The organism is Candidatus Kosakonia sp. 282A-S69, assembly GCF_029433855.1.
Classification (GTDB): Bacteria; Pseudomonadota; Gammaproteobacteria; order Enterobacterales; family Enterobacteriaceae; genus Kosakonia; species Kosakonia cowanii_A.
The window spans coordinates 2,842,053-2,863,397 of the sequence record NZ_JAROAU010000003.1; the positions used below are offsets into that span (position 1 = coordinate 2,842,053).

13 protein-coding genes are annotated in these 21,345 nt (G+C 58.1%); 5 read left to right on the forward strand and 8 right to left on the reverse strand.

Translation table 11 applies throughout. The features are described 5' to 3' along the window. Nucleotides 1-23 precede the first annotated feature (23 nt). From glgP to asd, 6 genes are all read right to left on the reverse strand, one after another. Nucleotides 24-2,471 carry a glycogen phosphorylase gene (glgP, locus tag PU683_RS18865; RefSeq protein ID WP_277174074.1) on the reverse strand — a complete coding sequence of 816 codons (2,448 nt, stop codon included), beginning with the start codon at nt 2,469-2,471 and terminating at the stop codon, nt 24-26. 19 nt (nt 2,472-2,490) lie between these two features. After that, nucleotides 2,491-3,924: a glycogen synthase GlgA gene (gene glgA, locus PU683_RS18870; RefSeq protein WP_277174076.1), complete on the reverse strand. Its 1,434-nt coding sequence runs from the start codon at nt 3,922-3,924 to the stop codon at nt 2,491-2,493. A 91-nt stretch (nt 3,925-4,015) separates the two neighbouring features. Beyond that, complete coding sequence (glgC, locus tag PU683_RS18875) at nt 4,016-5,299, reverse strand: glucose-1-phosphate adenylyltransferase (protein WP_277174078.1); 1,284 nt, start codon at nt 5,297-5,299, stop codon at nt 4,016-4,018. After that, nucleotides 5,293-7,290: a glycogen debranching protein GlgX gene (glgX, locus tag PU683_RS18880; RefSeq protein WP_277174079.1), complete on the reverse strand. Its 1,998-nt coding sequence runs from the start codon at nt 7,288-7,290 to the stop codon at nt 5,293-5,295. The genes glgC and glgX overlap by 7 nt, the downstream gene beginning before the upstream one ends. Further along, complete coding sequence (glgB, locus tag PU683_RS18885) at nt 7,287-9,473, reverse strand: 1,4-alpha-glucan branching enzyme (RefSeq protein WP_277174081.1); 2,187 nt, start codon at nt 9,471-9,473, stop codon at nt 7,287-7,289. The genes glgX and glgB overlap by 4 nt, the downstream gene beginning before the upstream one ends. A 257-nt stretch (nt 9,474-9,730) precedes the next feature. Continuing rightward, the gene (gene asd, locus PU683_RS18890) at nt 9,731-10,837 is read right to left on the reverse strand and encodes an aspartate-semialdehyde dehydrogenase (protein WP_277174084.1); all 1,107 of its coding nucleotides are present in this window, start codon (nt 10,835-10,837) and stop codon (nt 9,731-9,733) included. 172 nt (nt 10,838-11,009) lie between these two features. Here asd and PU683_RS18895 point away from each other — a divergent pair, with 172 nt between their 5' ends. Then, nucleotides 11,010-11,603: a YhgN family NAAT transporter gene (locus PU683_RS18895; RefSeq protein WP_277174085.1), complete on the forward strand. Its 594-nt coding sequence runs from the start codon at nt 11,010-11,012 to the stop codon at nt 11,601-11,603. A gap of 247 nt (nt 11,604-11,850) precedes the next feature. On the opposite strand, the gene PU683_RS18900 is transcribed toward PU683_RS18895, so the two are convergent. After that, nucleotides 11,851-12,582, reverse strand: coding sequence for a response regulator (locus PU683_RS18900; RefSeq protein ID WP_277174087.1), 732 nt, complete (start codon nt 12,580-12,582; stop codon nt 11,851-11,853). A 269-nt stretch (nt 12,583-12,851) separates the two neighbouring features. On the opposite strand from PU683_RS18900, the gene fdhF reads away from it, so the two are divergent. The 4 genes from fdhF (at nt 12,852) to PU683_RS18920 (ending at nt 20,269) form a co-directional block, all read left to right on the forward strand. Then, nucleotides 12,852-14,999 (forward strand): formate dehydrogenase subunit alpha, encoded by a 2,148-nt coding sequence (fdhF, locus tag PU683_RS18905; RefSeq protein WP_277174089.1) that lies wholly within the window; start codon nt 12,852-12,854, stop codon nt 14,997-14,999. Between the two features lie 261 nt (nt 15,000-15,260). After that, nucleotides 15,261-16,343 (forward strand): beta-galactosidase BglB, encoded by a 1,083-nt coding sequence (bglB, locus tag PU683_RS18910; RefSeq protein WP_346771063.1) that lies wholly within the window; start codon nt 15,261-15,263, stop codon nt 16,341-16,343. Between the two features lie 29 nt (nt 16,344-16,372). Beyond that, nucleotides 16,373-18,868: a hypothetical protein gene (locus PU683_RS18915; RefSeq protein ID WP_277174092.1), complete on the forward strand. Its 2,496-nt coding sequence runs from the start codon at nt 16,373-16,375 to the stop codon at nt 18,866-18,868. A 54-nt stretch (nt 18,869-18,922) separates the two neighbouring features. Further along, entirely contained in the window at nt 18,923-20,269 is a 1,347-nt protein-coding gene (locus PU683_RS18920) for an MFS transporter (RefSeq protein WP_277174093.1), read from the forward strand. An 11-nt stretch (nt 20,270-20,280) separates the two neighbouring features. Here PU683_RS18920 and PU683_RS18925 read toward each other — a convergent pair whose 3' ends face one another. Then, a complete protein-coding gene (locus tag PU683_RS18925; RefSeq protein ID WP_277174094.1) occupies nt 20,281-21,342 on the reverse strand; it encodes a LacI family DNA-binding transcriptional regulator in 1,062 nt (353 codons plus the stop codon). Nucleotides 21,343-21,345: the final 3 nt, after the last annotated feature.

Consider the following 21,345-nt stretch of genomic DNA (forward strand, 5'->3'; position numbering starts at 1 on the left):
TTATCCGGCCTGCGCGTTTTCAGCTAAAGGCGCACCGGCTTGATATTCCAGATATGCTCGGCGTACTCCTGGATCGTGCGGTCAGAGGAGAAGTAGCCCATGTTGGCGATATTGCGCATCGCTTTGGTGGTCCACTCTTCCGGATGCTGATAGAGCGCATCCACTTTATCCTGACAGTCGACATAGCTGCGGAAATCCGCCAGCACCTGGTAGTGGTCACCAAAGTTAATCAGCGAATCAACCAGATCGCGATAGCGTCCTGGATCCTGCGGGTTAAACAAACCGGTGGCGATCTGCGTTAGCACCTGGTGCAGCTCTTCATCTTTTTCGTAGTACTCGCGCGGTTTATAGCCCTGACGACGCAGCTCTTCCACCTCATCCGCGGTGTTACCAAAGATAAAGATATTCTCCTCGCCGACGTGCTCCAGCATCTCCACATTCGCGCCATCCAGCGTACCGATGGTCAGCGCACCGTTAAGGGCGAACTTCATATTACTGGTACCCGACGCTTCGGTGCCCGCCAGCGAGATCTGCTCTGAAAGATCCGCCGCCGGAATGATCACCTGCGCGAGGCTGACGCTGTAGTTGGGGATAAAGACCACTTTCAGCTTATCGCCGATATCAGGATCGTTGTTGATCACCTGCGCGACATCGTTGATGAGATGAATAATGTGCTTCGCCATGTAGTAGGCCGAGGCCGCTTTACCGGCAAAGATATTGACACGCGGCACCCACTCCGCCGTCGGATCGGCCTTGATCCGGTTATAGCGGGTGATAACGTGCAGCACATTCATCAGCTGACGTTTGTACTCATGAATACGTTTGATCTGCACATCGAACAGCGCTTTCGGGTTGACCACCACATTAAGCTGCTGAGCGATCACCGTCGCCAGCCGCTTCTTGTTCTCCAGCTTGGCATGGCGCACCGCCTGGTTCACCGTCGGGAAGTCGATATGCTGCTCAAGCTCGCTCAGCTGGCTGAGATCGGTGCGCCAGGTGCGGCCGATATGCTCATCCAGCACGTCCGAGAGCGACGGGTTAGCCAGCGCCAGCCAGCGGCGCGGCGTCACGCCGTTGGTGACGTTGAGGAAACGCATCGGGAAGATGGCGGCGAAATCGGCAAATAGCGACTGCACCATCAGGTTGGAGTGCAGCTCCGAAACGCCATTCACTTTATGGCTCACCACCACCGCCAGCCACGCCATACGCACGCGGCGGCCGCTCGACTCATCAATGATCGACGTGCGGCTCAGCAGCTCGATATCGTTCGGATGCTGCTCCTGCAACGTCTTCAGGAAGTAGTCGTTAATTTCAAAGATGATCTGCAGATGGCGCGGCAGGATCTTGCCGAGCATCTCCACCGGCCACGTCTCCAGCGCTTCGCTCATCAACGTATGGTTGGTGTAGGAGAAGACCTGGCAGGTGACTTCAAACGCCTCATCCCACTCAAACTTATGCTCGTCAATCAGCAGACGCATCAGTTCCGGGATCGACAACACCGGATGGGTGTCATTGAGGTGAATGGCGATTTTGTCCGCCAGGTTACTGTAGGTCTGATGCAGCTGGTAGTGGCGATGCAGAATGTCCTGCACCGTTGCCGAGACCAGGAAGTACTCCTGGCGCAGACGCAGCTCGCGCCCGGAGTAGGTCGAGTCATCCGGGTAGAGCACACGGGAGACGTTCTCGGAGTGGTTTTTATCCTCCACCGCCGCGAAGTAGTCGCCCTGGTTGAATTTACCGAGGTTAATCGCGCTACTGGCCTGCGCGTTCCACAAACGCAGTGTATTGGTCGCGTCTGTGTCATAACCGGGGATAATTTGGTCGTAAGCCACCGCGAGGATCTCTTCGGTTTCAACCCAGCGGCTCTTTCTCCCCTCCTGCTGAATGCGCCCGCCAAACCGCACTTTGTAGCGCGTGTTGTGGCGTTTGAACTCCCACGGGTTGCCGTACTCCAGCCAGTAATCGGGGGACTCTTTCTGACGCCCCTCAACGATGTTCTGTTTGAACATGCCGTAATCATAGCGAATGCCGTAGCCACGCCCCGGCAGCCCGAGGGTTGCCAGCGAATCGAGGAAGCAGGCTGCCAGCCGCCCGAGGCCGCCGTTACCTAAGCCCGGATCGTTCTCTTCATCGATCAGCTCTTCAAGATCGAGCCCCATCTCATCCAGCGCGTTTTTCACATCCTCATAAATACCGAGTGAGAGCAGCGCGTTGGAGAGTGTACGCCCAATCAGGAACTCCATTGACAGGTAGTAGACCTGACGCACCTCCTGCGAGAGTTGTGCGCGGGTAGAACGCAGCCAGCGCTCCACCAGCCGATCGCGGACCGCGAACAGCGTGGCGTTCAGCCACTCATGTTTGTTAGCGATAACCGGATCTTTACCGATCGTGAACATCAGTTTATAGGCAATCGAGTGTTTCAATGCCTCGACACTGAGTGTCGGTGAAGCATAGGTAAACGGAGCATTCATATGCGTGATTCCTGGAAAACTATTTCAACCGAGTGTAAAGATCGCGGTAAGACTGCGCTGCGACCTGCCAGCTAAAATCCATTGCCATCGCCTGGCGTTGTACAAAGCGCCATAGCGAAGGGCGGGACCACAATACGAAAGCACGACGAATCGCGCGAAGCAACGCCAGTGCGTTGCTGTCCTCAAAGACAAACCCGCTGGCCACGCCATCGGCGAGGTTCTCCAGCGAACTGTCAGAGACGGTATCGGCCAGCCCGCCGGTGCGTCGCACCAGCGGCAAGGTGCCATATTTCAAACCATAGAGCTGCGTTAACCCGCACGGCTCAAAGCGGCTCGGCACCAGAATGACATCTGCGCCGCCCATAATGCGGTGCGAGAAGGCTTCGTGGTAACCAATCTGCACGCCGACCTGGCCTGGGTGCTCCGCCGCGGCCGCGAGGAACCCCTCCTGCAACACCGGATCGCCCGCGCCAAGCAGCGCTAACTGCCCCCCCTGCTCCAGCAAACCGGGCAGCGCTTCCAGCACCAGATCGAGCCCTTTCTGGCTGGTCAAACGGCTTACCACCGCAAACAGCGGCACTTTGTCGTTCACTTTCAGCCCCATGGCGATCTGCAACTGGCGTTTGTTCTCCGCCTTCTCCTCCAGCGTGTCGCGCGTGTAGCGCGCGCCGAGCAGCAGGTCGGTGGCCGGGTCCCAAATCTTCTCGTCAACGCCGTTGAGAATACCGCTCAGGCGGCCCTCTTTCTGGCGCTGGCGCAGTAGCCCTTCCATACCATACGCATATTGCGGTTCGGTGATCTCCCGCGCGTAGGTCGGGCTGACGGCGGTGATGTGATCCGCGTAGTAGAGCCCCGCTTTCAGGAAGGAGATCTGACCGTTGAACTCCAGCCCGTGCATGTTAAAGAAGGACCATGGCAGCTCAATGTCATCCATATGCTGCGCATAAAACATGCCCTGATAGGCAAGGTTATGCACGGTAAATACCGATTTTGCCGAATGGTCTTTCAGCGCCATATATGCGGGTGTCAGCCCGGCGTGCCAGTCGTGCGCATGCACAATATCCGGCCGCCAGAAGGGATCGAGGCCACAGGCCATTTCACTGCCGACCCAGCCGAGCAGCGCAAAACGCAGCACGTTATCGGTGTAGGCGAACAGGTTAGTGTCATGGTAGGGGCTACCGGGGCGCTCATAGAGGTGCGGCGCATCGATCATGTAGATCCCCACCCCGTTGAAGTGGCCGAACAGCAGAGAGATCTTGCCGGCGAAGGTGTCGCGGCGGGAGATCACTTTTGCGTCGGTTACACCACGGCGAATATCCGGGAACGCAGGCAGCAGAACGCGCGTATCTACCCCATCGGCAATTTGTGCCGCGGGCAGCGCGCCAATCACGTCCGCCAGACCACCGGTCTTCAGCAACGGAAACATCTCAGAACATACATGTAAAACCTGCATTATCGCTCCTGTCAAAACCGTTCGGCTCGCGTTGCCGTTCACGGAAAAACAGCACGCGGACCCCTTCCGCGCAAGGATGTAAGTGGTGCTTTCAACCTTGTAATTTGCGCAGCATTTCGCGCGTAACCAGCACAATGCCCTCTTCCGATCGGTAGAAGCGTCGTGCGTCCTCTTCTGCGTTTTCGCCAATCACCGTGCCTTCCGGTATCTCGCAGGCTCTGTCGATAATGCAGCGGCGCAGGCGGCAAGAGCGCCCGACCCAGACATCAGGCAGCAGAACCGCTGAGTCGATATTGCAAAATGAGTTGATGCGCACGCGCGAGAAAAGCACCGACTGCACAACAACCGATCCTGAAATAACGCAGCCGCCGGAAACCAGCGAGTTCAACGTCATGCCATGGCTGCCAGACCTGTCCTGAACGAATTTCGCCGGCGGCAATGATTGATTATAGGTACGGATAGGCCAGTTTTGATCGTACATGTCCAGTTCGGGCATGACCGAGGCCAGATCCAGGTTGGTTTTCCAGTAGGCTTCCAGCGTGCCGACGTCGCGCCAGTAAGGCTCAGAATTCGGGTCCGATTGCACGCAGGACAAGGGAAAGGGGTGGGCGAACGCCATACCTGATTTGACGATTTGCGGAATAATATCTTTACCGAAATCGTGGCTGGAATTTTCGTTTTTATCGTCCTCTTCCAGCAAATCGTAGAGGTACTGGGCGTCAAAAATATAGATGCCCATACTGGCGAGCGCGCGGGTCTCATCCCCCGGCATGCTCGGCGGATTGGCCGGTTTCTCGACGAAGTCGATCACTTTATCGTTCTCATCGACCGCCATCACGCCGAACGCGGTGGCTTCATGCACCGGCACCGGTAAACAGGCCACCGTACACTGCGCGCCCTTCTCAACGTGGTCGAGCAGCATGCGGGAGTAATCCTGCTTATAGATATGGTCACCGGCGAGGATGACGATGTACTCCGCGCCGTAGCGGCGAATAATATCCAGGTTCTGCGTTACCGCATCGGCGGTGCCACGGTACCAGTTTTCGCCGTGGACACGCTGCTGAGCGGGGAGCAGATCGACGAACTCGTTCATCTCGTTATTGAAAAAAGACCAGCCGCGCTGGATGTGCTGGATCAGCGTGTGGGACTGATACTGGGTGATAACGCCGATGCGGCGGATGCCTGAGTTGATGCAGTTGGAGAGCGCAAAGTCGATGATGCGGAATTTGCCACCGAAGTGCACGGCAGGCTTGGCGCGTTTTTTGGTTAAATCTTTCAGGCGTGTGCCGCGTCCGCCGGCCAGAATCAGGGCGACGGATTTTAACGGCAGCTGCCGCGCCAACATTGTAGGGTCGTTCTTATCTAATCTCACCATGACTGACTCCGTTTATCTGACCGCTGAAAGAGGCACACGCCGTGCTTTGGTGCCTGCCAGACAGTTATCACCACCGGATTCTCTTCTCCGGCAAAGGGCGACAGGGCATGCCAGTCGCCGGTCGGTAACGCTATTTCCGCCAATTCAGAGGTGGCGTTCATCACAAGTAAGTAGTTGTCCGATAACAGGATTTGCAGGCGGTGCGCCCCCTCCTGCCACTCCTGCGGCGTTAATGGCCGCCCATGCTGATTGAGCCAGGCGACGTTGCCGTCACCCTCTTCCCACCACGCATCGGCCGTCAGCGCGGCGATGTGTGCCCGCGCTTTGATAAGCGCAGCAGTAAAGTCGATTAACCCTTGATCCGCCTGGCGCCAGTCGAGCCAGGTCAGGGCGTTGTCCTGGCAGTAGGCGTTATTGTTCCCGTGCTGGCTGTGGCCCATCTCGTCGCCCGCCAGCAGCATCGGCGTCCCCTGCGACAGTAGCAGCGTCGCCAGCAGCGCATGCTGGCTTGCGCGCCGACGCGCCATCACATCCGGGCTGGCGTCCAGCCCTTCAACGCCGTGGTTGAAACTGTGGTTATCGTTAGTGCCGTCGCGGTTATCTTCACCGTTCGCCTGGTTGTGCTTGTGGTTAAAGCTGACGCAGTCGCGCAGCGTAAAACCGTCATGGGCCGTCACCAGGTTGACCGTCGCCGACGGCAGACGCCCGTTACGTTTAAAGAGATCGCTGGAAGCGGCAAAGCGCCCGGCGAAAGCGCCCATCGGCAGCGACTCGGTCAGCCAGAAGCGGCGGGCAGCATCGCGGAAATGGTCATTCCACTCGGCGAAAGGCGCGGGGAAGTTGCCCACCTGATAGCCGCCCTCGCCGATATCCCAGGGCTCGGCAATCAGCTTCAGATCGCGCAGCAGTGGATCGTTTTGAATCGCGGCAAATAGCGGTGCCTGCGGGTTAAACGCCGGCGTGCGCCCCATCACCGGTGCAAGGTCAAAGCGGAAACCATCAATATGAAATGTCTCGACCCAGTAGCGCAGGCAGGCGTGGGCATACTCCACCACGCCAGGCTGGCTCAGGTTGAGCGTGTTACCGCAGCCGGTCCAGTTGTGGTAATCGCCATCCTCTCTGATCCAATAATAGCTACGGTTGTCGATTCCGCGCTGGCAGAAGGTCGGGCCTGCCAGATCCGTTTCAGCGCTGTGGTTAAGCACGATATCGAGGATCACTTCGATGCCCGCCGCGTGCAGCGCTTTCACTGCCGAACGGAACTCGTTAATCGCCTGCTCAGGATCGTGGGCATAAGCCGGATGGAGCGCAAAAAGCGCCAGCGGGTTGTAGCCCCAGTAGTTGCTCAGCCCCAACCGTTGCAGGCGCTGCTCGTGGGCAAAATGGGCGATGGGCAGCAGTTCGAGGGCGGTGATACCCAGCTGTTTAAACCAGGCGATCATCACCGGATGCGCGAGCGCTTTATAGGTTCCACGGATCTCCTGCGGAATGTCCGGGTGCAGCCAGGTCAGCCCTTTAACATGGGCTTCATAAATCACGCTATTGCCCCACGGCGTGCGCGGTGCTTTATCCTCTTCCCAGTCAAATGCGTCGTTGACCACCACGCTGCGTAAACCCACTGCCGCGCTGTCATGGGGGTCGGGTTCGTCGAAACCGGCGTGGAACAGCGGGCTATCTATCGCCTCGCCCTCAACGCGCCGCGCGCAGGGATCGAGCAGCAGTTTCGCCGGGTTAAAGCGGTGCCCCTGCGCGGGTTGCCACGGGCCATGCACCCGATAACCGTAGCGCTGGCCCGCTTTCGCGCCGGGGAGAAAACCGTGCCAGATATCGCCCGAACGCGCCGGCAGATCGACGCGCTGTTCGTTACCCCCGGCGTCGAACAGGCACAGCTCCACGCGCTCAGCATGGGCCGAGAAGAGGCTAAAGTTGACGCCCCCGCTCTGCACCTCTGCGCCGAGCGGGCTCGCCGAACCGGTCGTCAGGGAGATCATTCCCCCTCCCGCACCAGCCAGATGGTGCCGAGCGGCGGCAGGTTGAGCAGCAACGAGTTGTCACGCCCGCGGTTGGCAATCTCGTCGCTCTGCACCAGGCCCCCGTTGCCCGTGTTGCTGCCGTGATAGTGCATCGAGTCGCTGTTTAACACTTCGCGCCAGCGTCCCGGCTGGTTGATACCGAGGCGGTAACCCGGGCGTGAGACCGGCGTAAAGTTGCTGACGACGATAATTTCGTTGCCCTGTTTGTCACGGCGGACAAAGGCAAACACCGACGCCTCTTCATCATCGACCACCAGCCACTCGAAGCCGTAGGAGTCAAAGTCCAGCTCATGCAGCGGCTTATGGTGACGATAGAGGGTGTTCATATCGCGCACCAGGCGCTGTACGCCGTGGTGCCAGTTGTCATCCCCCTCCAGCAGATGCCAGTCGAGGCTGGTGTCATGGTTCCACTCGCGGCCCTGGGCGAATTCACACCCCATAAAGATCAGTTTCTTGCCGGGGAAGGCCCACATCCAGGCGTAATAGGCGCGCAGGTTGGCAAACTTCTGCCACGCGTCGCCCGGCATACGGTCCAGAATCGACTTCTTACCGTGCACCACTTCGTCATGGGAGAGCGGCAGAATAAAGTTTTCGGTGTGGTTGTAGACCATGCCGAAGGTGAGCTTATGGTGGTGATACTTGCGGTAGATCGGATCGAGCTTCATGTAATCGAGCGTGTCGTGCATCCAGCCGAGGTTCCACTTGTACCAGAAGCCAAGACCGCCGCCTGAAGGGGGACGCGAGACGCCGGGGAAGTCGGTCGACTCTTCCGCCATCGTCACCGCGCCCGGCGCCTGTTCGCCGATGATACGGTTGGTGTCGCGCAGGAACCTAATCGCTTCGAGGTTCTCCCGGCCGCCATATTCGTTAGGCACCCACTCGCCCTCTTTGCGGCTGTAGTCGCGGTAGATCATCGAGGCCACCGCATCGACGCGCAGCGCGTCGATACCGAAACGCTCAATCCAGTAGAGGGCATTACCGACCAGGTAGTTGCTCACCTCCCGGCGGCCATAGTTGTAAATCAGTGTGTTCCAGTCCTGGTGGTACCCTTCGCGCGGATCGCTGTGCTCATAGAGGTGTGTGCCATCAAACTCCGCCAGACCAAAATCATCGGACGGGAAGTGGCCCGGCACCCAGTCGAGGATCACGCCAAGACCGGCAGCATGCGCGGTATGGATAAAGTGCAGGAAGTCGTCGCGCGTGCCGAAACGGCGCGTCGGCGCATACATCCCGGTAGGCTGATAACCCCAGCTGCCATCAAACGGATGTTCATTGATGGGCAGCAGTTCGAGGTGGGTAAAACCCATCCACTTGGCATAAGGCACCAGCTGATCGGCTAACTCGCGGTAGCTGAGCCAGAAGTTGTTATCCGTATGGCGTCGCCAGGAGCCAAGATGCACTTCATAAATACTGATAGGCGCATCGAAATTGTTTGCCTGCTTGCGCTCTTCGCTCTGCGTTTTTTTGCCCGGCAGGCCGCAAATTAGCGAAGCGCTATCGGGGCGCATCTGCGCTTCAAAGGCATAAGGGTCAGATTTGATGCGCAAGTGACCGTGCGCATCGAGTAATTCAAATTTATAGAGCTGCCCGTTCAGCGCGCCGGGAATAAATAACTCCCAGATGCCGCTTTCGCGGCGCAGGCGCATCGGGTGACGGCGACCGTCCCAGAAGTTGAACTGACCGACCACCGACACGCGCCGCGCGTTGGGTGCCCAGACGGAGAAACGCGTGCCAACGACGCCATCCATCGTATCGGCGTGGGCGCCCAGCGTTTCGTAAGGACGCAGATGGGTACCTTCACTCAGCAGCCAGGCATCCATCTCCTGAATTAATGGGCCGAAACGGTAAGGATCATCAATCAGATTCTGTTGGCCGTGCCAGAAGACGGCAAACTGATAATTAAAGGGATTTTTGCGGCGCGGCACGACGCCGCTGAAGAAACCGCGAGAGTCAAGGCACTCCAGCTTTGCCACTTTACGCCCGGTTTTGGTTTCAATCACCCATACTTCCGTGGCGTCGGGTAAAAGCGCGCGAACTTCCAGACCCGCATCGGTACGGTGCATTCCGAGAACAGAAAATGGATCGGCAAAATGGCCGACAATAAGCGCATTAATCACGTCTTTATCAACATGAACAGACATGGTTCTCATCCTGTTGTTGTGGTATCGCACCTTCCACCGTAGTTTCGTGCGGTTGCGATACTTTTTTGAACCTGAACGGTGCCGCACCTCATGTGCACTCTGATTGCTCCGTTCCACTTTCAGGCAAAATGTAAGACACCCAGCCTAAAGCATAGCCAACGGTTTAAGACTTCTGGGAAAATAAACGCCCTTCTCTCCTTTTCATTTAAAAAGATCAAAAAAAAGGGTGCCGAAGCACCCTTATAAGGAGAATTGTTCTACGCCAGTTGGCGCAGCATGCGACGTAGCGGCTCTGCCGCACCCCAGAGTAACTGGTCGCCGACGGTAAAGGCGGAGAGGTACTCCGGCCCCATGTTCAGCTTGCGCAGACGGCCAACCGGAGTGGTCAGCGTGCCGGTGACGGCGGCAGGCGTCAGTTCGCGCATCGAGATTTCACGATCGTTCGGCACCACTTTCGCCCACGGGTTGTGTGCCGCCAGCAGCTCTTCGATGGTCGGAATGGAAACATCTTTTTTCAGTTTGAGAGTGAAGGCCTGGCTGTGGCAGCGCAGCGCGCCGATGCGTACGCAGAGGCCATCAACCGGAATGGCTGACGCAGTGTTGAGGATTTTGTTGGTTTCCGCCTGCCCTTTCCACTCTTCGCGGCTCTGGCCGTTATCAAGCTGTTTGTCGATCCACGGGATCAGGCTGCCGGCCAGCGGGACGCCGAAGTTCTCGGTGCTGAGATCGCCGCTGCGGGTCAGCGCCGTCACTTTGCGTTCGATATCGAGAATCGCAGAGGCCGGGTTTTCCAGTTCGGCGGCCACGTGATGATGCAGCTGGCCCATCTGCGTCAGCAGTTCACGCATATGACGGGCACCGCCGCCGGACGCGGCCTGGTAAGTGGCGACCGACACCCACTCCACCAGATCGTTGGCAAAAAGGCCGCCGAGGGACATCAGCATCAGGCTGACGGTACAGTTACCGCCGACAAAGGTTTTAATGCCTTTATTCAGCCCGTCGGTGATGACCTCCTGGTTTACCGGGTCGAGAATAATAATCGCGTCATCTTTCATGCGCAGCGACGAGGCGGCATCAATCCAGTAACCCTGCCAACCGCTTTCACGAAGCTTTGGATAGATTTCGTTGGTATAATCGCCGCCCTGGCAGGTGACAATGATGTCGAGCGCCTTTAGCGCCTCCAGATCGAACGCATCCTGCAGCGTGCCGGTCGCCTGGCCTGCGAACGCGGGCGCGGCCTGGCCGAGCTGGGACGTGGAGAAGAAAACAGGGCGAATGGCGTCAAAATCATGCTCTTCAATCATGCGTTGCATGAGGACGGAGCCGACCATACCGCGCCAGCCGATAAAACCAACATTTTTCATAACGAGTTCCTGCGAAGATGTGTGCTGTGTATGCGAGCCAGCGATAACTGGACATCGCTCCACATTACAAAATGCAGCCAAAGTCGCAAGTGAAATTAATAAATGATCGCTACTGCGTTAGAAATGCCGCTAATCACCGCATTTCGCCGCAAATGTCCGGAAATAATAATCAATGAATGAAATCATCTCTGCCGCCGTATTGTTGATATTAATAATGGATCCGCTGGGCAACCTGCCGATATTTATGTCGGTGTTAAAGCATACCGAGCCAAAACGCCGCCGCGCGATCATGATCCGCGAACTGCTGATTGCGCTGCTGGTGATGTTTATTTTCCTCTTCGCCGGCGAGAAAATTCTCTCCGTCCTTAGCCTGCGCGCCGAAACGGTATCGATTTCCGGCGGCATCATTCTCTTTTTGATTGCTATCAAGATGATTTTCCCCAGCCCTATCGGCAGCAGCTCTGGCCTTCCCGCCGGGGAAGAGCCCTTTATTGTGCCGCTGGCGATCCCGCTGGTTGCTGGCCCGACGCTGCTGGCGACGCTGATGCTGCTGTCGCATCAATACCCGAATCAGATGGGGCACTTAGTGATTGCCCTGCTGATCGCCTGGGGCGGCACGGTGGCGATTCTGTTGCAGTCGTCGCTCTTTTTGCGGCTGCTGGGCGAGAAAGGGGTAAACGCGCTGGAGCGGCTGATGGGGCTGATCCTGGTGATGCTCGCCACGCAGATGTTCCTCGACGGTATCCGCATGTGGATGAAGGGGTAACGGGTGACGAGTGCCGGATGGGGTTCGGCGCTGCTGAAACGGCATCTGCCGGATGGCGCTGCGCTTATCCGGCCTACAAAACCTACGAATGACGAATGTGGACAGGTGTTACTGAAACGGCGTAGGCCGGATAAGGCGTAGCCGCCATCCGGCGATGTGCTCAATGCGACACCCCATGCCCGATGGCGCTGCGCTTATCGGGGCTACAAATGTCATGAGGCGTAGCCGCCATCCGGCAACAAGCCCTCTACGCCGCCTGCTCGCCGTGCGCGACATCGGCGGCAAAAACATACCCCAGGCCGCGCAGCGTTTTGATAAGCGTGGGTTGATGCGGATTGACCTCAATCTTGCGCCGCAGGCGCATGATCAACACATCGATGGTGCGGTCAAACACCTCCACGCTCTCACTGTGTGTCAGGGTCAAAAGCTGCTCGCGGTTCAGCACGCGCCGCGCGTTTTGCACCAGCGCCAGCAGCAGGCTGTACTCCCCCTGCGTTAAATCGATCACCTGCTGCTGCGGATTGCTCAGTTCGCAGCGTATCGGGTCAAGATACCAGCCGTTAAACGCAAAACCGCCACTTTTTGCCACAGCTGTTTCGGCCGCCAGCACACCGGTGCGGCGCAGCACGGCGTTGACGCGCGCCACTAACACGCGCGCATTAAACGGTTTGCCGATATAGTCATCCGCGCCCATCTCCAGGCCGACCACAACATCCGCTTCGCTGCCCATGCCCGTCAGCATCACGACCGGCAGCGCAGGACGGATCTTCTGCAACTGCTGCAATACGCGCAGGCCGTTGATATCGGGCAGCACCATATCGAGCAGCACCAGCGCGATCTCCGGGTGTTGTGCGCAGAGCGTGATCGCATCCAGTCCGTTATGACAAAGATGGACCGTAAAGACGTGCTCGCTCAGCACATCCTCCAGCAGCGCACATACCGCCGTATCATCATCGACCACCAGAATCGCAGGTTTCATTATTCGCTTCCGCCAGCTTGCTTTGCTCAGTCTGGCCTATTCTGTTGGCTGCCTTTGATAAATGCAGCGAATAAATGCCGATTTTTTAAGCGCGGTCACATCCCCTTCGCCTCTCGACACGTCACTTTTGACGATGGCCTGAGCTTCGTCACTATTTTGCGCTGATTTGCGCCGTAATATCCCCCGTACGCCCCCTGCTTTGCGATGGCATAAAAGATGCATAACCGGGAGCGACAGCGGAAACGCAATTTTTAACTGGAGCGAAAGTGATGGAAAAAGTCGTCACGGTTTGCCCGTATTGCGCCTCGGGATGCAAGATTCACCTCGTGGTCGATAACGGCAAAATCGTTCGGGCGGAAGCAGCGCAGGGGAGAACCAACCAGGGAACCCTCTGCCTGAAAGGCTATTACGGCTGGGATTTCATTAACGATACCCAGATCCTGACGCCTCGCCTGAAAACCCCGATGATTCGCCGCCAGCGCGGCGGCAGACTGGAGTCGGTCTCCTGGGACGAGGCGCTCGACTATGTCGCCAGCCGTCTTAGCGAGATCAAAGCAAAATATGGCCCCGATGCGATCCAGACCACTGGCTCATCGCGCGGCACCGGCAACGAAACTAACTACATCATGCAAAAATTCGCGCGCGCCGTTATTGGTACCAATAACGTTGACTGCTGCGCGCGTGTCTGACACGGCCCCTCGGTTGCAGGTCTGCACCAGTCGGTCGGTAATGGCGCGATGAGTAATGCCATCAATGAAATCGATAACACCGATTTACTCTTTATCTTTGGGTACAACCCGGCGGATTCGCACCCTATCGTCGCCAATCATGTGATTCGCGCAAAGCAAAACGGGGCGAAAATCATCGTCTGCGATCCGCGCAAAATTGAAACTGCGCGCATCGCCGATCTCCATGTCGCGTTGAAAAACGGTTCTAACATTGCCCTGTTGAATGCGATGGGCCATGTGATTATTGAGGAAAGACTCTACGACGAGGCGTTTGTCGCCAGCCGCACGGAAGGGTTCGAGGAGTACCGCAAAATCGTTGAAGGCTATACGCCGGGGTCGGTTGAAGAGGTGACCGGCGTCAGCGCACAGCAGATTCGCCAGGCCGCACGCATGTACGCCGGGGCGAAAACCGCCGCGATCCTCTGGGGCATGGGCGTCACCCAGTTTTACCAGGGGGTGGAGACGGTGCGCTCGCTGACCAGCCTGGCGATGCTTACCGGCAACCTCGGCAAAGCGCACGTAGGGGTTAACCCGGTGCGCGGGCAGAACAACGTGCAGGGTGCCTGCGACATGGGCGCGCTGCCGGACACCTTCCCTGGCTATCAATATGTCAAGGTGGAGGCCCACCGCGAGAAGTTCGCCAAAGCCTGGGGCGTGGCGAGCTTGCCGGCGCATACCGGCTATCGCATCAGCGAGTTGCCGCACCGCGTGGAGCACGGTGAAGTGCGCGCCGCCTACATCATGGGCGAAGATCCGCTGCAAACCGATGCCGAGCTGTCGGCGGTGCGTAAAGCGTTCGACGGCCTGGAGCTGGTGATTGTGCAGGATATCTTTATGACCAAAACCGCGGCCGCGGCGGACGTTATCCTGCCCTCGACCTCGTGGGGCGAACATGAAGGGGTCTACACCGCAGCCGATCGCGGCTTCCAGCGCTTCTTTAAAGCCGTCGAGCCGAAGTGGGATCTGAAAACGGACTGGCAAATCATCAGCGAGATCGCCACCCGCATGGGCTACCCGATGCACTACCGCAACACGCAGGAGGTCTGGGACGAGCTGCGTCATCTCTGCCCGGACTTCTACGGTGCCACCTACGAAAAAATGGGTGAGCTGGGCTACATCCAGTGGCCGTGTCGCGACACCTCCGATGCCGATCAGGGGACGTCGTATCTGTTTAAAGAGCAGTTCGATACGCCGAACGGCAAAGCGCAGTTCTTCACCTGCGACTGGGTCGCGCCGATGGATAAACTCACCGAAGAGTATCCGATGGTGCTCTCCACCGTGCGCGAAGTGGGCCACTACTCCTGCCGCTCGATGACCGGTAACTGCGCCGCGCTCGCCGCGCTGGCGGATGAGCCAGGTTACGCGCAGATCAACACTGCCGACGCCGCAAGGCTGGGCATTGAAGATGAAGCGCTGGTGTGGGTTAACTCGCGCAAAGGCAGAATCATCACCCGCGCGCAGGTGAGCGATCGCCCAAACCGGGGGGCGGTATATATGACCTACCAGTGGTGGATTGGCGCCTGTAACGAGCTGGTGACGGAGAACTTAAGCCCGATAACCAAAACGCCGGAGTATAAATATTGCGCCGTGCGTATTGAGCCGATCGCCGATCAGCGTGCCGCCGAGCAGTATGTCATTGATGAGTACAGCAAGCTGAAAACCCGGCTGCGCGAAAGCGCGATGGGCTGAGCAAGGTTAATGAAATAAACAGGGGCAGATGCCCCTGTTTTCTTTGTGTCTCCCCTGAACGCAAAAATTTTGCGCCCTTCATGAAAACTTAAAACATTATTTCATTAAACTGTTGTTTTATCTTCCATTCCTGTAAACCCCTCCCGTTAAGAATCACCGCATGGCTCACAATTTAAAAACGCAAAATTTTTTCGTATTGCGCATTAAAAAATCAAAGTGATTTAATCAACGCATAAAATAATTTTCAGCGTGGGATTAAATATGCAAATGCGCACATTAAGTGATCAATTGAATTTATTATTGCAGGGCTTTACCTCATTAAAAGATGAGGGGAAATTTAATGAGCCAAATCTCGACGGCACGCCGGGCGATTATATTTCCTTTATCAGCTGGGAGTGGCCGCAGGGCGTCGGTTTATTTGGCATGGTCAGGCTGTGGGAATTTACGCGCCGGGATGACATTTATAACCAAATCGACCGCTGGTTTGAGGAGAATATCGCCAAAGGGCTGCCGCCGCTCAATATCAATACCACCGCGCCGATGCTGCCGCTGTCGCTCTTCTGGTCTCATCACCGTAATCCGCGCTATGAGCAGGTACTGGATGCCTGGGCCGATCGCGTGATGAGCGAACTGCCGCGCACGCCGGAGCGTGGCTTTCAGCATGTGGTCTCCGACGGCATCAACGAGCAGGAGATCTGGGACGATACGCTGTTTATGGTGGTGCTGTTTCTCGGCCATTACGGCACTGTTTCCGGCCGTCAGGAGCTGGTAGATGAAGCCGTGCGCCAGTTCCTGCTCCACGCTCGCTATCTCAACGATCCGCGCACCGGGTTATGGTTTCACGGCTGGAGCTTCGCGGAGAAGAGCAACTTCGCCAATGCGCGTTGGGCACGCGGCAACGCCTGGATCACCGTTGGCATTCTGGAGTTTATTGAACTCACGGATCTCGGCGGCGGCGTGCGTGACTATCTGCTTGAGTGCCTGAAAACCCAGGTCAACACCCTGCTCGATTTGCAGGCAGAGAGCGGCGCATGGCACACCCTGCTCGATCACCCCGACTCCTATGAAGAGATCTCCGCCACCGCCGGGTTTGGTTATGGGCTGTTAAAAGGCGCGCGGCTCGGCATTGGCGACGCGCGCTGGAAAGAGGCGGGATTAAAAGCGCTGGCCGCCGTGCAAAATAATATTGATAGCCGCGGCACGGTGCACAATGTCTCCTATGGCACGCGCATGGGCAGAACCCTGCAATTTTATAAGGATATTCCCCTACAACCGACGGGCTATGGCCAGGCGCTGGCAATTTTATGCCTCAGCGAAGGTCTGCGTCTGACAGAAAATAAATAAAACAACGCCTCTTGTACCTGGAGAAAATAATGACAACGCTTCAAGATAATTATTGTTATTTTCCGCTCGCGGTAAATAACGCCGTGCGCTACTGGCAATTATCACCTGTTTCTTCGCTGCCCTATGATGTTGCTGACCAGCCGATGCAGGGCGAGATGGACCCCTTTTTCTTTTTAAGTAAACATAAAAACTTTATTCCCCACACCTACCCGTGCCGCACGGAATTTCAGCGCACTTTCGCCGGGAAAAAGCCGATGCCGTTTGGCGAGACCGCGATGGCAACATGGTGGTTTCCGTTTGGCTCGGATCGCGTCGATCTCTCCGGCTTCTGGTTTCGCCCGACGCGCGTTGGTGCGCTGGCAAAAAGTCATCTTGTGGCAGAACAGTCGCGCGAGCACACCTTTCGGCTGACCACCTGCGGGGCAGCGGTCGTGTCGGTGAACGGTAAAGAGGTGGCGTGGAAGGCGGATTATCAGCGTAACCTTGAGAGCGTGTTTGAGTTTACGGTCGCGCTTAATGCCGGGTTAAACGAGATTGCCGTCTGGTTTGACGATCTGGCCGAGCGCGATATTCGCTTCTTCTTCCAGCTCGACTATCTGCAGGGCGCGCCGCTGCACATTGCGCTGCCGACGCCGGTCAGTGGCGAGATGACCCGCCATATGGAGCAGTTGCTCGACGGCATCTCATTTGACCAGGCCACCTACACCTCCGGGCCGGTGCGTCTGCGCTTCCCGCAACCGGCAGCGGAGACGCTGCATCTTGCGATTCGCGTCGTGGGGGACTTTATCTCCTTAGACAAGCCAGTCGAGCTGGCGGCGACGCTGGAAAAAGGTGAAACAGAGGTGGAGATTGCGCAGAGCGAAGCGCTGCCCGCCGATTTCCGTAATTTTGTTATTAGCATAGAGAAAGCGGATTTTCGCATCACCCGCACGCTGGGGGTGGAGATCTGCCACGCCGAACAGCAGGCGCAGGTGCCCGCTACGCAGCAGGCGCGCATCGATGAAGCCCTGCACTATGTGGCGACCCGGGGCGAATACAGCAGCGTCAAAGCGCTGGCGCGGCTGGCCTGTAATATGAACGACGCGCAGACTCACGCCATGCTTGAAGGGGTGCTGCCCTCTGTTGAGGCGTGTCATGACTGCGCGGACTTCACCCTCGTGCCGCTGCTGTGGTGCCGTATCGCCTGGGGCGAGCAGATCGCCGCCGGGACGCGGGCGAAGATCGATCATGCGATCCTCAACTTCCGCTACTGGATGGATGAGCCGGGCAATGATGTGCAGTGGTACTTCTCTGAAAACCACGCCCTGCTGTTCCACACCGCCGCGTATCTGGCAGGCAGTTTCTTTGTCGACAGCACCTTTGCGCGCAGCGGTCGACGCGGGCAGGAGCAGGCCGATATCGGACGCACCCGCGTGCTGGCGTGGCTCGACCATTTCGAGCAGTGCGAAATGGCGGAGTGGAACTCAGCCCCCTATTTCCCGATTGATTTAAAAGGGTTAACCGCGCTCGCCGCGCTGGCGGACGATGCGGAAATCGTCGCCCGCAGCCAGCGCGCGATTGCCCGTTTATTAGAACAGATTGCGCGTTCTGCCCACCAGGGAACGCTTACCGCCTCGCAGGGGCGCTCCTACGAATACACCTTACGCGCCGGGCGCTCGCTGGAACTCTCCGCCCTCTCCCGCCTGCTGTGGGGCAAAGGCAACTATGGCTGCCGCTTCCATGTTCTGCCGCAAATCGCACTGCTGCTGCGCCAGCAAAAATTGTCGCTGGCACCGGAGCTGGCCGAGGTTGCCGCCTGGCAGGGGGACAGCGCGCTGGAGTGGTGCTTCGCCCAGGGCGCGAACCGCATTGCTCGCCTCTATCACTACAAAACAGGTCAGGCGGCGATGGGCTCGATTGCCGGATATCGCTGGGGCGAATGGGGTTACCAGGAGACGCCGATCCACCTGCGTATCGGCGACTGCCCGGAAGCGCAGATGTGGATCAATCACCCAGGCGAAACCCTGCACGGCGGCTTTGGTCGCCCCTCTTACTGGGGCGGGTGCGGCACGCTGCCGCGCGTGCAGCAATACCGCGGCCTGGCGGTGGTTCTCTTCCACACGCACGACGGGCAACCGGACTTTACCCACGCGTGGCTGGCGCAGAGCGCCTTTGATGAACGGCAGATCGATGCCGCACGCATTCTGCTACGCGGCGGTAAAGGCATGGTGCAACTGACCGGCAACCAGCCTTTTGAGGTGGTCGATAGCGGCCCGACCCGCGAGTGCGAAGTGCGCCTCGCAGGGCGCGAAACCTGCTGGCTGATCCGCCTCAATGACGATCCCGCGCTCACCACACTGGCGCAATTTGCCAGCCACTTTGCCGGTTTGCACGTTGAAACGCTGAGCAACGGCACGCTGCAGGTGTGCGATGCGAATTACGGTGATGTGCTGTTTTATGCCGACGGACGCGTGCAGGCGCAGGGGCGCACACTCGACCCGGCGACGTGGACCGTTGATGGCGAAAGCCGCGAACTCACTCTCTAATCCCTCTGGCGCGTAACGACCCGGCGGGCGACCGTGCGGGTCGGGAGACAGTTTATGGAAACGCAAATTGATAAGGCGCGCAGCCCACAGGCGGCGGCGCAAAACGACGTAAACCCGAATGCGATCCACAACCCCGCCCGCGCGGTAGCGAAGCCGAAAAGCAACTACCGGTGGGTGATCTGCTCAATGCTGGTGTTCGCCACTACGGTCAACTATATGGACCGGCAGATCCTCGGCCTGCTGGCACCGATGCTACAAAAGGATATCGGCTGGACGCAGATCGAATATAGCTGGCTGGTGAATGCCTTCACCATTGCCTACGGCATCGGCACGCTGGTGTGCGGGCGCATTATTGATAAGCTCGGCACCCGCATCAGCTATGCCATCGCCATGGTGGTATGGAGCGCCGCCGCGATGCTGCATGCGGTGGTCGGCACCGTGGTCGGCTTTATGATTGTGCGCGTTATCCTCGGGTTGGGTGAAGCAGCTAACTTCCCGGCGGCAATGAAAGTCATCTCCGACTGGTTCCCGAAAAAAGAGCGTACGCTGGCAACCGGCATTCTCGGCGTGGCGGTCAACATTGGCGTGGTGATCTCACCGGCACTTATTCCCTTTATCGCCATTCATTACGGCTGGCATGGCGCGTTCCTGATCCTCGGCGGCGTCGGCTTTGTCTGGCTGATCCCGTGGTTTTTAGCCTTTGGCAAAGCGAGCGATAAAGCCCCCCAGGAGGAGCTGACGTGGATCCGCCAGGATAAAGAGGAGGCGGTGAACGTCTCCGCCATCAAATGGACGCAGCTGCTGAAGTATCGCCAGCTGTGGGCGTTTGCGCTCGGCAAGATGCTGACCGACCCGATCTGGTGGTTCTTCCTCTTCTGGCTGCCGAAGTGGCTTAACGAGTCGCGTGGCTTGAATATGGAGGGCTTAGGTTTACCGCTGATCGTGATCTACCTGTTTGCGATTGTCGGCAGCCTTGGCGCGGGCTGGTTGCCGGGCAAACTGATGAATATGGGCTTTAGCGCGGCGAAAGCGCGTAAAACCACCATGCTGATTTGCGCCTGCCTGGTGACACCGATTTTTGCCGCCACCCAGGTGGATAATCTGTGGGCGGCGGTGGCGCTGGTCGGCCTGGCGGCGGCCGCGCACCAGGGCTGGTCGGCAAATATTTTGACCTCCGTTTCCGATCTCTTCCCCAACGCAGCAGTCGGCTCCGTCGTCGGGATCGGCAGCACCTTCGGCATGATTGGCAGCGTGATTTTCTCAACGGTTATTGGTGCCGTGCTGGAGTCTTCGGGTAATTACTGGGCGCTGTTTGCCATCAGCTCTGTCGCCTATCTGGTCGCCTGGGGCGTCATGTACCTGCTATTGGTGCCAAAAATGGAGCGGGCTAAATTCGATTAACCCGCTCACGCTCAAAACGGGGCCGCTTCGGCGCCCCGTTTTGCTACCGACTGACGCTCAACCATCGCGCAGGCCAGTTCAATCCGCCGCGGGGTTTCGACGCTGCCGGCAATCATATCCTGCAACAGCTCAAGCGCAAGGGTACCCATCTCCTGCACCGGTAGATGCACCGTGGTCAGCGCCGGAGAAGCAAACTCTGCCTGTGGCAAATCGTTCATGCCGACCACCGACACCGCCTCCGGCACGCCGATGCCCAGTTTTGTCAGCCCTTGCATCGCCCCCAGCGCCAGCGAATCATTGGCACACAAAATCGCGGTATGCGGGTGTTTCCCCTTCGCAAACCACGCCATCACTGCCTGCTCGGCCAGCTCCGGTAGCCAGTCGGTCACGGTGAGAATATCCTCCTCGCCGCAGGAGAGGTGCGCATCGCGCATCGCTTCCCGCCACCCCTCTTCCCGCTGCGCAATGGTGCGACGGCCGGGATGGGTGAGAAACAGAATATGTTGATGCCCATGGGCAATCAGGTAGTCGCAGGCCATGCGCGTGGCGGAGCGGTTGCAGGGCAGCACACTGGAGAGGCGCATCAGCGGATCTTCACTATTGACCAGCACCGCCGGTTTGCGCAGCCCGGCAACGGCGGTGAGAAAACCGGGGTCGTCCACCGTTAACGCCAGTACGCCGCCGATATCGGGCTCGCTCAGCAGCGCCTGCAACGCCGGGTCATCCTGGCCGCTTAAAGCGTGAGTCGTCAGCTCGACACCGAGCACTTTTGCCCGCTCTTTTAACCCCTGCAGCACATACCAGCTGAACTGATAGCGGTTGTAATCAAGCATCGCCGCTTGCGACACCGCCAGCACAATACGCGTGCCGCCAATCTCCTGGGCTGGTGTGTAACGCATGGCGCGAGCGACCTCCTGAATGCGGGCCCGCAGCGTCTCGCTCACCCCTTTCTCGCCCGAGAGCGCACGCGAAACGGTACTGAGCGATGTGCCGCAACGGGTCGCGATATCGTCCAGCCGCACGCGGCGCAAGGCGGCGCCATTCTGCTCATCATCTGGTTTACGCGAAACCATAAT

Coding starts and splice junctions, on each gene's coding strand:
- glgC (WP_277174078.1), bottom strand. CDS start 5,299: ATGGTGAGATTAGATAAGAACGACCCTACAATGTTGGCGCGGCAGCTG.
- asd (WP_277174084.1), bottom strand. CDS start 10,837: ATGAAAAATGTTGGTTTTATCGGCTGGCGCGGTATGGTCGGCTCCGTC.
- PU683_RS18895 (WP_277174085.1), top strand. CDS start 11,010: ATGAATGAAATCATCTCTGCCGCCGTATTGTTGATATTAATAATGGAT.
- glgP (WP_277174074.1), bottom strand. CDS start 2,471: ATGAATGCTCCGTTTACCTATGCTTCACCGACACTCAGTGTCGAGGCA.
- glgX (WP_277174079.1), bottom strand. CDS start 7,290: ATGATCTCCCTGACGACCGGTTCGGCGAGCCCGCTCGGCGCAGAGGTG.
- PU683_RS18920 (WP_277174093.1), top strand. CDS start 18,923: ATGGAAACGCAAATTGATAAGGCGCGCAGCCCACAGGCGGCGGCGCAA.
- PU683_RS18915 (WP_277174092.1), top strand. CDS start 16,373: ATGACAACGCTTCAAGATAATTATTGTTATTTTCCGCTCGCGGTAAAT.
- glgB (WP_277174081.1), bottom strand. CDS start 9,473: ATGTCTGTTCATGTTGATAAAGACGTGATTAATGCGCTTATTGTCGGC.
- PU683_RS18900 (WP_277174087.1), bottom strand. CDS start 12,582: ATGAAACCTGCGATTCTGGTGGTCGATGATGATACGGCGGTATGTGCG.
- PU683_RS18925 (WP_277174094.1), bottom strand. CDS start 21,342: ATGGTTTCGCGTAAACCAGATGATGAGCAGAATGGCGCCGCCTTGCGC.
- bglB (WP_346771063.1), top strand. CDS start 15,261: ATGCAAATGCGCACATTAAGTGATCAATTGAATTTATTATTGCAGGGC.
- glgA (WP_277174076.1), bottom strand. CDS start 3,924: ATGCAGGTTTTACATGTATGTTCTGAGATGTTTCCGTTGCTGAAGACC.